The 11,997-nt window shown below is 36.8% G+C and carries 15 protein-coding genes; 1 reads left to right on the plus strand and 14 read right to left on the minus strand.

Translation table 11 applies throughout. The features are described from left to right. Positions 1-152: 152 nt before the first annotated feature. The 11 genes from LEPBI_RS01830 to LEPBI_RS01880 form a co-directional block, all read right to left on the minus strand. Positions 153-1,781 (minus strand): copper chaperone PCu(A)C domain-containing protein, encoded by a 1,629-nt coding sequence (locus LEPBI_RS01830; protein ID WP_187148066.1) that lies wholly within the window; start codon positions 1,779-1,781, stop codon positions 153-155. A gap of 79 nt (positions 1,782-1,860) precedes the next feature. Continuing rightward, positions 1,861-2,646 carry a hypothetical protein gene (locus tag LEPBI_RS01835; protein ID WP_012387406.1) on the minus strand — a complete coding sequence of 262 codons (786 nt, stop codon included), beginning with the start codon at positions 2,644-2,646 and terminating at the stop codon, positions 1,861-1,863. Positions 2,647-2,753: 107 nt separating this feature from the next. After that, positions 2,754-3,179: an LIC_11090 family protein gene (locus LEPBI_RS01840; RefSeq protein WP_012476107.1), complete on the minus strand. Its 426-nt coding sequence runs from the start codon at positions 3,177-3,179 to the stop codon at positions 2,754-2,756. Between the two features lie 80 nt (positions 3,180-3,259). Next, complete coding sequence (locus LEPBI_RS01845) at positions 3,260-4,045, minus strand: ABC transporter permease (protein ID WP_012476108.1); 786 nt, start codon at positions 4,043-4,045, stop codon at positions 3,260-3,262. Continuing rightward, entirely contained in the window at positions 4,042-4,749 is a 708-nt protein-coding gene (locus LEPBI_RS01850; protein ID WP_012387409.1) for an ABC transporter ATP-binding protein, read from the minus strand. The genes LEPBI_RS01845 and LEPBI_RS01850 overlap by 4 nt, the downstream gene beginning before the upstream one ends. Continuing rightward, positions 4,746-6,065 carry a nitrous oxide reductase family maturation protein NosD gene (locus LEPBI_RS01855; RefSeq protein ID WP_420804575.1) on the minus strand — a complete coding sequence of 440 codons (1,320 nt, stop codon included), beginning with the start codon at positions 6,063-6,065 and terminating at the stop codon, positions 4,746-4,748. The genes LEPBI_RS01850 and LEPBI_RS01855 overlap by 4 nt, the downstream gene beginning before the upstream one ends. Then, on the minus strand, positions 6,037-6,423 hold the full coding sequence (locus tag LEPBI_RS01860; RefSeq protein ID WP_012387411.1) for a nitrous oxide reductase accessory protein NosL: 387 nt from the start codon (positions 6,421-6,423) through the stop codon (positions 6,037-6,039). Before LEPBI_RS01860 ends, LEPBI_RS01855 begins: the two co-directional genes overlap by 29 nt. Beyond that, positions 6,413-7,024 (minus strand): hypothetical protein, encoded by a 612-nt coding sequence (locus LEPBI_RS01865; protein WP_012476109.1) that lies wholly within the window; start codon positions 7,022-7,024, stop codon positions 6,413-6,415. Before LEPBI_RS01865 ends, LEPBI_RS01860 begins: the two co-directional genes overlap by 11 nt. Before the next feature lie 5 nt (positions 7,025-7,029). Next, complete coding sequence (gene nosZ, locus LEPBI_RS01870) at positions 7,030-8,949, minus strand: Sec-dependent nitrous-oxide reductase (protein ID WP_012387413.1); 1,920 nt, start codon at positions 8,947-8,949, stop codon at positions 7,030-7,032. Positions 8,950-8,957: 8 nt separating this feature from the next. Further along, positions 8,958-9,371: a c-type cytochrome gene (locus LEPBI_RS01875; RefSeq protein WP_420804593.1), complete on the minus strand. Its 414-nt coding sequence runs from the start codon at positions 9,369-9,371 to the stop codon at positions 8,958-8,960. Positions 9,372-9,444: 73 nt separating this feature from the next. Next, positions 9,445-10,044, minus strand: coding sequence for a fasciclin domain-containing protein (locus tag LEPBI_RS01880; protein ID WP_012387415.1), 600 nt, complete (start codon positions 10,042-10,044; stop codon positions 9,445-9,447). A gap of 161 nt (positions 10,045-10,205) precedes the next feature. On the opposite strand from LEPBI_RS01880, the gene LEPBI_RS01885 reads away from it, so the two are divergent. Then, positions 10,206-10,643, plus strand: coding sequence for a bacteriohemerythrin (locus LEPBI_RS01885; protein ID WP_012387416.1), 438 nt, complete (start codon positions 10,206-10,208; stop codon positions 10,641-10,643). Positions 10,644-10,651: 8 nt separating this feature from the next. Here the strand turns inward: LEPBI_RS01885 and LEPBI_RS01890 are convergent, their stop codons facing one another. The 3 genes from LEPBI_RS01890 to LEPBI_RS01900 are packed head-to-tail and all read right to left on the minus strand — an operon-like array spanning position 10,652 to position 11,987. Then, positions 10,652-11,062 carry a cbb3-type cytochrome c oxidase subunit I gene (locus LEPBI_RS01890; protein WP_012387417.1) on the minus strand — a complete coding sequence of 137 codons (411 nt, stop codon included), beginning with the start codon at positions 11,060-11,062 and terminating at the stop codon, positions 10,652-10,654. Between the two features lie 3 nt (positions 11,063-11,065). After that, positions 11,066-11,485: a hypothetical protein gene (locus tag LEPBI_RS01895; protein ID WP_012387418.1), complete on the minus strand. Its 420-nt coding sequence runs from the start codon at positions 11,483-11,485 to the stop codon at positions 11,066-11,068. A gap of 19 nt (positions 11,486-11,504) precedes the next feature. Then, entirely contained in the window at positions 11,505-11,987 is a 483-nt protein-coding gene (locus tag LEPBI_RS01900; protein WP_012387419.1) for a hypothetical protein, read from the minus strand. Between the last annotated feature and the right edge of the window lie 10 nt (positions 11,988-11,997).

Here is an 11,997-nt window from a genome sequence, read left to right on the forward strand (position 1 = left end):
GTTGTATTTCTCCATCATAAAGAAATACAACAAAATTTGATACGAAGTGTAGGAAGCCTTTGCGCCCCGGATTGTAGCGGAAATCCTTTGCCTTGGCAAAGATTGGAGCGGAAAGCCGGAAATGTGCGCCCAAAGAATTTCCTTAATTCATCTTAAAACGTAAATGAAGCAAAGACATTCACAAGTTCGCGTGTTGTCATTTGTGGTCCATTTAAATTTTGGTGAAAAGGTCTTCCGTATTCAAATCCAAACCGAATACCGGATAACATTCCTTTGGTGACTAGAAAATTCATACCGACGAACCAATCACTTCTCATTCCACCTTGCCTGTAGGGATCATTTTGTGGGTCCATTTTAGGGTCTAATGTGGCATCTAACCCTTGTAAATTGAGCCATCTTTGTTTGGCGACTCGAAGGGAAACGGACATCTCATCAAAAACAAGATAGGAAATCCAACTGGAAATTTCATATCGATTTCCAAACTTATAGTTGTTATCATTTTTTCCCATTCGCAAATTCGCTTGTGATAAAATTCCCCAAGAGAAACGATCATACTGTCCATTATAAGAAAGTTGAGGTAACAAGTTATACGTTCCCGTTCCTGGTTGCATATTATAGGGCACTTTTTGTTTTCCCATCATCGGCATATTATCTCTTTCATCGATCGAACCTGTTGGTAACGAAATTCCCATACCTGTAAAAAAGTTTTGGTGTTCTGTTTTGATTAGGCGATACGCCGCGCTGAAGCTCACATCACCAATCCCCGATGAACTCATTGGCGCCCGATCAAAATTACTCGAGAGCATTGTCATTCTATTTTTAATAACAGGAACCATAAACATGATCATCCATTTGTCAGAGAGAGAAGTCATGACACTTGCCATATTCATCTCCATCACCATATCTGTTGGGACTGACATATAATTGAAATTGTTCTGAGATAGAATAGGAATCGTAGTACCGATGGGAGAGCTTGTAATTAGGCTTCCTGTGGGCATCGCAACTGTTGGATCTGTATAAGGAAAATATAATGTTCCTAAATCAGATTGTCCTTTGGTTCCTGATTGTAATCCCCACATTTTCATACCCATATAACGATAATCAATCATCCATTTTCCTTTCTCGTGGATATGAGGGTTCATGATTCCAGCAGGTCCAATCATATCCGCACGATTGTGGTTATGATCTCCTTCATTTCCATGGTGATCGTGGGTCGAGTGATCTTCTTCCATAGAATCGTTTGTAAGAGAAGTATCGTTACCATTGGATCCTTCTCCACTTCTAGTATGAAATTCTTTCGAATTTTCTTCTTTTTTGTTACTTTGATTTTGATTAGGATTTAGTTGTGAATGATTTGCGTTAGGTGAAGTTGTTTCTACTGGAATTTTAATATCCAATTCGTTTCCATCAGCAAAAATCAATCGAAGTGGAATCATTTCTTTTAATTTTAAAGGTGATTTGATTCCGAAGATCATAATATGATACCCATTCGGAGATAATGTAACATTTGTTTTTTTTGGAACAGGGATCGCGCTGACCAAAACCATTTTCTTTCCAGATTCAGTGCTCATCATATCATATAATTCGACACGATCTGCAATGTTAGATTTGGCTTGAATGAGTTTTACATCTTGGTTTGATTGATTCGAAATATTTAAGTAAATCACAGAATTGGAGCCTGTATTGTATTTCAAATAGGCATTCTTAATGTTGATCTCATTTGCGAAAAGAGGTGAAATCAAAAAGATTAGGATAGCGACGAAGGAAGTGATTAGTTTCATAAAAGTTTGTTTTCCTTTTCCAAAAAGGCCAGTCGAATGAAATTTTATCACTCGACTGACAAGTGTTTGGAGAGCGTTTTTACATTTCTGTATTGGAAACGATAGATCCGATTGTAAATGAAGTGATTGTGACTCCATTTAATACAAATCCAAGTCGATTTCCTCCAGCATATGTTGGAACATTCATCATTTGCATGATGGGGTAATAAGACATTGACCCTCTTTCTGTCTCAGTGAGTTCAGAACAAGGTTTGTTGAATCCATTTAGGAATCTCGAACCACCTGGTGTGGATTGAAAGTCCAAACAATAGGTGTAAGTCGTTCCTACAGCAGGTATCGGAGCAGAAACCGAACCACCTTTTCCAGTATTGGCATACACACCTGATGCATTTTTGTATTGTGTTTGAGCTCCTGCTAGTAATCGATACGTAGGTCCAGAGGTTGGGGTTCCTGTTCCGTAAGCGATGACATCAAGACTACTTGAGGCAGAGTTTAAAGTGAATGTTACTTCAATGTTTGTTCCACCTTTACTTGTGGCAAGCATGACATCTGTATTTGTCGATAAAGTTGAGTTAGACGATGAACCAGTTGCCCCTTTTGCGATTTCCGATTGAGTTAAACCTAGATTGGAAAATCCAGCTTCTTCACAAGCAGATACACTGTATTTGACTCGTGCTTTACTTTCTACTTGAGTGAGGTTACTTGGAATCGCTTGTGTTTGTGTGATTCCACAATTAGGATTCATCGTAGATGCAACGAGCAAAGACAAAAGATTTGATGTAGAAGTATTTGTTTTATCCGTTGCAAGGCTACAATTGAAAACAAAAATTCCTATGAATAAGATACGAATGATGATTGAGGACATAAAATTACCTTTTAATTGGTGTGCAAGGGTCACATCGTTTCAGTGATCCAAGATTTTGAACTTGAAATTCTATTAAATTAGAATGGCGAAATACAAAGCACTGGTAATTAGGAAAGTTTGGGTGGTTTCTCGAGTCGGTGTTGGAAACCCAATGGTAAAAACAAATTGATAGTATGAATAAAAAGTCTCGTTTCCAGTTCCTTTGGATCAATTGGGTAGGATACAATCGCAAAACTAGGGTTCATCGATTGTGATTGGATGATCTTTGTTGCCATTTTTTTCTTAGAACATGTACAGGAGTGGGGACCAGGTCCCTTTTTTAAATGGCATGTGCTTCTTTTTTGACTCGGTATTCCCTCCGAATCGTGATGTACCTCTGCACTGGATTGATGATTGCAATGGCACACCATCGAAAGTTGGTACAAAGATTGTGCGAAGAGTCCCGATTCCAATAATAGGATTTTTCCTAAAAATGGAAATAGGATCAAGATCGCTATGATTTGTATCCAACGTTTCATCATGGTTGGATCCATTGTGTATCATTTCTTTGAATCCTTCCATGATCTAAATCAAGTGAGACAAAAGATTTTGATACGAATCTATTAAACTTGAATTAAAAGTTACGTTTTTGGAATCGTTTAAAGGAAATATAAAGTGGGATACTCACCCACAAAGATAAAAATAAGAAAGCAATTGATAATACACCCACCATACCAAGGTTTTTGAGTAAAATGGCTCCTGAAAAACCAAGTAATGCCGCGGAACTTGTTTGTAATAAAATGAAGATTCGCACTAAATCAATTGGGTTTAATAATATAATAATGAGAGAAGGAATTTCAATCGGATAATCACCCAAATACAAACTTAACATAAATACAATCGCATCGAAAAAAATAAAAAAGTATAACCAAACTAACAATGATATTGTGAGTACGATTTCACCTCTACGAATGAGTGAAGAAAGTAAAAATGCCAACGCGACAAAAATCATCGTTAAAAAGATTCCAAAAATCAATAACTCAAAAAATAAAAAAAGAAAATTAGGATCGTTTAAGAATAAAAAGAAACCAGGAATCCCGAGACCAAAAACCAATCCAATGGATAAGGAGATCGTAATACCAAAAAATTTTCCAAAAAATAATGACTTCCGACTAACCGATTTGGATAATAAAACTTCCGCAAAGGGCATTGATTCTAAAAAAGACATCCCTGAAAAAGTGATCGAGTATAAGGGGATGACGATGAGTGTCAGATTCATTGTACTGACAAGTAATCGAATTCCGTTTTGGTCCCCAAAAAAACTCAATACCATCATCACAAATACCAAAAGACCTGAATAAATAAAAATCCACCGGCTTCGGATGTTCTCTTTGATTTCAAAAAGTAATATTTCTTTCATACTTTATTTTTGTATTCCTCATTCCAAAAATTCATCAAAGCTTCATCGAGATTTGCTTTGTTGTTTTTTTCTAGAAAATGTTTTGGTGTATCATCAATCAAGATGGAACCTTCTGATAATAATAAAAACCGATCCGCTAATTCTTGTAATTCTGACAGAATATGAGTTGAAAATAATACAAGTGAACCTTGGTTTTTTTGTTCGATTAATAGATTTTTTAAAAGATGAGAAATATAAGGATCTAAACTTGCCGTTGGTTCATCAATCACATATAAATCCTTTTTGGCAGAAAAACATTGTAAAATACTGATTTTTTGTTTGGTTCCTCCCGACAGAGTGCCAATCTTTTTATCCATATGGTGTTTTAAATCTAACAATGAAAAAAGTTTTTCGAAACGATTTTTGTCCACTTCTTCTAACTTTTTAAAAAAGGAAATGAGTTCTTTTACTTTGATATTGATAGGGAAACGAGGGGTTTGTGGCATATAACCAATCGTATATTGATTTTCCTTTCGACCAAAAAAATGAATCTTACCTTCCGAAGGTCTCACCAAACCTAAAATACCTTTGATGAGAGTACTTTTTCCTGATCCATTGGGACCAATGATGGCTACAATAGTTCCCGATTGAATCGTAAAACTTACATTTTTTACGGCGAGTATATTTGATCCATAATTGATTGTAAGATCTTTAACTTCTATCATATACGTTCCTTCATTCTAGGTTGTTTGTCTTCAAACTCAATGGGAGTGACAATCGGGAATGCCTTTTCAATTCCTTGCAAAAATAAAACGACGGGCGATTCATATAGGATCATTAAGAAGGGATACACGGCGATCCAATACCCAAAAAAATGAATTGTTTTGTGTGGTACATCACCAAATTGATCAAAATTCAAATCATAACCTTCATAATGGTCCCAATAGTTTTGGAAAAATACATTAGTAGTTGATTTTGTATTGGTGCTGATATCAAAAACATTCCGAATGAAATTATTGTTTTGAATTCGGTTATGATCCGTATTTCCTAGAATTTTAATCCCCCAACCGTTATTAATAAAGTCATTATCGATAAAGTTGATATGAGTGATCCCATCAGCAAAAACGGCGATGGTATTCCCTTCAAAAGTATTTTTGGTCAGTGTACTTTCTGAAATATCTTTTAACAATATACCATTGGAACTTTCTCCCCAGTTTTCAATGAACTGGTTTTCTTCCATGATTATCTTTTTGCTATACATCACAGCAACACCTGCTGAATTGTTTTTGAAAGTATTCTTAGCAAAAGAATTTTCGCTCGAAAACATAAAATGCATTCCATATCGTATGTTATCTTTCGAAAGATTATTAAAAATTTCTAGGTGTTCAGAGAATTCTAAGTAAATCCCATCTCTATGTTTTTCTAAGGTATTTCCTAAGATACGATTATTGCTAGAAGACCATAAGTGAATACCATTTCCACCGAGTACTTCATTCTCTGCATTTCCAAAGGAGGAACTATTTTTGATTGTACAGTTTTCGGTTTCTGATAAATAAAAGCCGTACACATTGTCCAAAAGCTCTAGATTTTCGAAGTGGCAGTGTTTTACTTTTTCTGTATAAATTCCTGCATATTCTGCTAAATCAGAGATCCCACTTCCAATCACTTTTAAATCTGAAATTTTGACATGATCCTGATAAATTCCAAATACATGTTTTTCTTTGAGTCCATCGATGGTCACACCTGGTTCACCTTGAATGGTAATTGATTTTGTGATTGGTAAAAATCCTTCTTTGTAAATTCCAGTTTTGATATGGATTCTATCACCATGGTTTGCAATTTGGATTGCTTGTTTGAGTGAGTCTAGAGAACAACCTTTACAAACGGTAATGGTTCTTGCTTGATACGAGTTAGGAAGAAATAATAAAAGGAAAAGCAATGAAATAAAGAGGTGATGGAAAAGTTTTTGGAACTGTTTCGATTTTTGCAAAACATTGGTTTTGAGATTAGAATTAATTTTGGAAAGGGAATGCGTCTTCATGGTTTTTAAAAGCGGCGAATCCTCCGCCCATAGGAGATCGAATTTTTTTGGATTGAACGACGATTGCCTTTTCTTTGGATAAAAATTCATTTGTATTGAGATAGTTTGTCATCCAAATCTGTTTTGCTTTGATTTGGTTTTGTTTTGTGAATTGATCCGAACATTCGATCGCATCGAAATGGTATCGTTTGCCTTTGTATGTGATCAATTGTGTATGAAATCTCATGTCCACAATGGACATTGAACAATGGCTACATTTCATTTCGCCCACGCTGAGTGTTTCGGGTTTTACCTCCCCACAGTTGTAAAATACAACTGTGAAAAAGAGTAAAAATAGTTTAAAATTTTTAAACCACATTTGATTTTTTCCTTCGATTTTCATCCCAAAGGATGTAAACCAATACGACGAGACTTAAACCAAGAATCATGCCACCATACGAAGGATAACTGCAAGCAGTGATGTTTAACATCACCTTACAACCGAGTAGTGGTGGTTGGTATGCCATTCCTTCAATGATGATCGGTGCATCTGGATTTAAATTGTGTCCGTAATTGTATTCCCATCTCCAGAAATCAAATAAACCAACAATCCCTACGATGACTAAGTTGATGATCCCAAGGGCTGCCATACCTACTTTTGGGTACAATTCAGTCACGAGTGCTCCAAAGATCAAATAAGCCAATACGTAGGGCATAAATAACAATTCAGGAATTGATTCTGAAATGATTTCTTGCATACCGATGTAATGGTTTAACAAATTGATATTCTTAAGATCGTAAGGTGTCGCTCCAGTGATTTGATTGATCCAGATATGCATCCCAAGTCCTTCTGGATACTGTGGTGCTGAAATGGAAATGGACCAAATGGGGATGAAGTAAACCAATACAAGAAAAACACCGACCCCTAAGATTAGGAGTCGGTTTTTTTTACTGATCGTTGTGAAAAGTAAATCTTTCATATCGTTTACGGACTCACACGGATGTATTGTTGCATCTCTTGGTGAAGAGCTGAACAAAAATCAGTGCAATAGAATGGATAAATTCCAGGTTTAGGAGCTACCCATTTGAAGGTTCTAGTTTCACCTGGCATGATGAGAAGGTTCGTCATGTTAGGTGCACCACCAATCGCAAATCCATGAGGGATATCATAGTCTTGTTCCAAGTTAGTGACATGGAAATACAATGTTTCTCCAGTCCTTGCTTCAATGATATCTGGTTTGAAGTGAGATCTGATGGCAGTCATGTAAATGTGAGTGGTATTACCAAGTTTCACAATCCTTGCATCATTTTCACTTTTTGTTGCATATGGGTGTTTGTTTTCTTCAAGAGGGAATAACTTTGCAGTTTTATCCATAATCAGTTTTGCAGGAATCATTTGTGAATAATGTGGCTCCCCAACTGTTGGAAAGTCTGATAGTAGTTCTGCTTTACCCGAAGAGATATCATAAAGTTGAGCACTTTGTGGTAACTCCATACCAACGGGAAGGTATCGGTCTTTTGTGATTTTATTCATCGCGATCAAATACTTTCCGTAAGGTTCAGTGGAACTTCCACCTACGATTGATAAGTGACCAACGCTATAATAAGCTGGTAGATGTTGCACAACTTCCCAAGTACCAAGTTTCCATTTCACAACTTCTGAACTCACGAAACAAGAAGTATAAGCATACCCTTGGCCATCAAATTCTGTGTGGAGTGGTCCGAGGCATGGTTTTTTCACTTCACCTGCTAGAGTGGATTCATACTTGAGAACAGGAATGCCTTCGATTTCGGTAGAGTGGTGCTCTTTTTTATCCTTCACTTCCATCATTTTACTAAATGAGTGAACTGGAATCACAGATGCTAACTTTCCTCCACCAACGATGTATTCACCAGTTGAGTCAACGTCGGTTCCATGTGGACTTTTTGGTGTCGGCATGTAATACATCATACCTGGACAATCCTTTGGATTTAACATTTTGACACCACTTAACCTAGTGGAGACAGCTGGTTTGTTTTCCTCTTTGAAGTTATTTACATAATCTCCTCCGAAGTTGTAAGCCTTACCTTGGTCTTTACATTCTTTAGCTCGGACCCAGTTAAATGCTAAGATAAAATCTTTGTCCTTTTTAGATGCACCCACTTCCAACATTTTGTGTGCTTGTTCAGAGTTATAACTGCTAAAAAAACACCAGTCATGAGATTTCTTTTTACCACAATGTGATAAATCGTAATTAAAACCAGGAACTAACACTTGCAATTCGACAGAGAGCCTTCCTGTGTTTTTATCTACTTTTACCATTGTGACGGTTCCTTTGAACCCACCTTTGGAAAAACTATCGATTGGAACACTTGCTTGTGGGACAGGAACTGAGAATCTTGTGGCTGCCATCAAGTATTCAGTGTTTTCAGTCGCAAAAGGAGACGCATGGTTTCCAGAAGTATTTGGAATTTCTAAAATCTCTTTTGTTTCAAACGATTTTAGGTCAATTCTTGCAAGCCTAGGTGTGTTGTTTGCATTTAAAAACATCCAACGTCCATCTTGTTTTCCATCAGTCATCGATGCTTCTACGTGATGGCTATCATCCCATGGAACATATCCATGAGTAGTTTTTAACATGTCTTTGGTTTCTTCATCAAATCCATATCCGTTTTCTGGAAAAACAGAGAACACTGGAATGATTTTGAAAAGTCGTGCGGAAGGGATTCCGTAGACAGACATTTGACCGCTAAACCCACCAGATAAAAAGGCATACACTTCATCCTTTTCACCGGGAGCCACATACACTCTGGAAGCCGCATCTGAAGCTAAAGTAGCTGTAGCGGCTCCCTTTTTACAATTTGGTAAAAAAGTAAAAAGGGTAATTCCAAGTGTAACTAAGATTAAATTTGATTTTTTTAACATATAGTTACCTATTTTAAATCCATTTTACGGAAGTATTCGAGTATCTCTCTCGCTTCTTCCTCTTTCACATTCTGAAATGTCATTTGTGTTAGGTGCTCACCGAGTAACTCTTGTCCAATTGGATCTTTTTGAGTCATTTCAATCGGATTTAAGATCATGTTCATGATCCATTCTGGAGTTCTTCGTAATGTTACATCTTGAAGTGCAGGTCCCACGACCTTTTCCTCAAATTTATGACATGCAGCACATTTTGCCTCGAATTGTTTTTTCCCTCTGTCTGCCATCGCTTGGTCTAAAGTTCCAAGTGTGACTGACTTAACAGGGCCAATTCCCTTTGAACCTGCGTTAGATGCAGGTGATTCTTCTGTTTTTTCTCCTCCACATGCGATGATTGTTAGAAACGATAACAGTCCTATCATCATTCCGATTTTCCATCGAACGGATCCTTGATTCAGATTGAATTCATTCATTTTACGTACTCCTTAATAATTAGTGCTATTTATTTTTGTTAGGTGGAAGTAATACAGTGTCCACAACATGAATGATTCCATTTGCAGCTGGAATCGAAGCGATGATGGTCGCACCGTTAATCATAGTTTTTCCGTTTTTGATGGTGACCTTAGTATCAGCACCATTTGCCATACCGAGTGTATCTTCTTTCCCGGTGAACTCAGATTTGAGGATTGCCTCTGATAGATTACCAACAACCACATGGTATTCGAGGATATCTTTTAGAGCATCTTTTTGGCTTGGTTTCAAAAGATCGTCCACTGTACCGGCTGGTAATTTTGCAAATGCATCATTGGTTGGTGCAAATACAGTAAATGGACCTTGGTTCGCGAGCGAATCGACAAGGCCTGCCGCTTGGACGGCCGCAACGAGTGTGGTATGGTCTTTTGATCCGATGGCAATTTTCAGTACATCTTGTTGTGATTTATCATCTGCAACAGCAGAGATGCCCTTTCCTGCATTTGTATCATCACCGTTCCCACAGTTCGTCGCAGTGACGAATAAACAGGAAAGGATTAGAATCATTGTGATTTTCGAGAATTGATTTTTCATTTGGTACCGCCCAATATTTGGATCTGGTTCCATTGGATACTAGTCTTCGTTTAAATACATTGATCTGGATCAAGCGGAAGTGCGGACTTTGAGTTGATATTTATCAATCTAAGGGTAGACCCGAAATCAGAGTTTAAGGGATTTATACCTTGTGGTCTAAGTGGTGAGGGAAAAATGGAAAGTGAGAGGTAGTTATGATTGCAAATTGGGATGTAAAGTATGAAACCAATATTTCTGAGATTGATTCACAACATAAAAAACTGTTTCGATTGATCAACCAAATCGAAACCATTTATGAGGAGAATCAAAACCATTTATCGGCCAAATCAAAGTCGCTTGTGGACGCTGTTTCTGAATTAGAGGATTACACCTTAAGTCATTTTTTGATCGAAGAACGAGTGATGGAGCTAAACCAATACCCGGATTTAGAAGCACATAAAAAACAACACGATCGTTTTACCGATAAAATTTTGGAACTAAAAAACCGTCTAACGTCTGGTACATTGTTATCCAATGATTTGGAATTGAATCAATTTTTTAGCGATTTGATTGGTTTTTTAAGGTTATGGTTAACCAATCATATCTTACAAGAAGACATGAATTATAAACCATTTATCAAACATAATCTATAAAAATCCAATTATGGATTGTAGGAGATGGATCGAACCCAAATCAATTTGATAAAGATCACAATTGCCAAACACATTAGGATTTTTCCAACAGTTTCTAAATGAAAGGAGAATGGAATCATCATTGAGAAAAGTAAACATACAAATCCAAAATTATAACAAAAGAACACAAGCCATGCTTGGAATTTTGGTCCTCTGGGTAAGTTGGATAGGTGTTTGGGAAACATCCAATACGCTGTCCCCATGATGAATTGAATCAAAAATCCCCAGATCATCATGGAATAGTGGATGGGAAGCAAAAACCAAAAACTCACCTTCCAAACAAAAACTTTTTGTAACATGAGTAAGGCGCCTATTATGGTTCCCATCAAAAAATAAATTAATGAAATCCGAAGTAACCATACTGATGGAAGAGGAAACATCGATTAAACGGATTTCCTTGGAACTGGTGTGAGTCTTGGCCAAATTTCTAAGATAAAACAAAATACACCTAAAATTTGTAAAACGATAGAACATAAAAAAGGAACAAGTGCCAGTTCGCGGTGAACAGATACAAATGGTTCCGATACAAATCGAAACAAAAGCCCAAGATTCAAACTATAAAAAGAAACCCAGGCGAGAGTGGATCCATGTTTTGAAAGAGAATTTTTTCCTTTGGGAAACATCCAAAGTGATACTCCCATGATGATTTGTGTGATCCAACCGAGGGCAATCATATGCCAATAGACAGGAAGTAAAGGGAGATCACCCTTGAAACCAGGAAATTCAGCGATCGCATATATACAGATACCGAATAACAGAAATATCATTCCCGATTTGATGAAGTATCTAGAAATTTTTGGCATATTTAAATTTCAGTATGTCTTATTTTTTTTCTGTGTCCAATTCGATTTTATAACCAGCATGGCAAGCAACACAATTTTTCGTTAGGTCATCCATCTCTTTTAAAATCGAATGGATTTCTTCTTTTTTTCGAATTTTAGCCGCAATGATATCAAATTTTTCATGGGTGCCAAATCCTAGTTTTTTAAAAGACACTGGAAGTTTTAATAAAATTGTTTTTTCTTGGTGCTCTAAACTTGCCACAAGTCCCATGCCAACCGCATCAGCTGCTTTTGCGGCTTTTTCATAGTCTTTTTCCCCAAGGCCACTTAGCATTCCATTCACCGCTTCCAGGAGTGCCCTCATTTCTGTAAGGACTAACTGTCGTTCAGCAGGCGTTAGGTGAATTGAGGTCCTTGTGTCAAGAGACTTACTTGTGTTTCCAAAGTAAAAAAAATAACCAATCGTTATGATTGTGAGAATCCATAATAAAATTGCAATTTTGGCTAATCGTAAATGTTTCATAAAAGGTCCT

Source organism: Leptospira biflexa serovar Patoc strain 'Patoc 1 (Paris)', from assembly GCF_000017685.1.
Taxonomy (GTDB): Bacteria; Spirochaetota; Leptospiria; order Leptospirales; family Leptospiraceae; genus Leptospira_A; species Leptospira_A biflexa.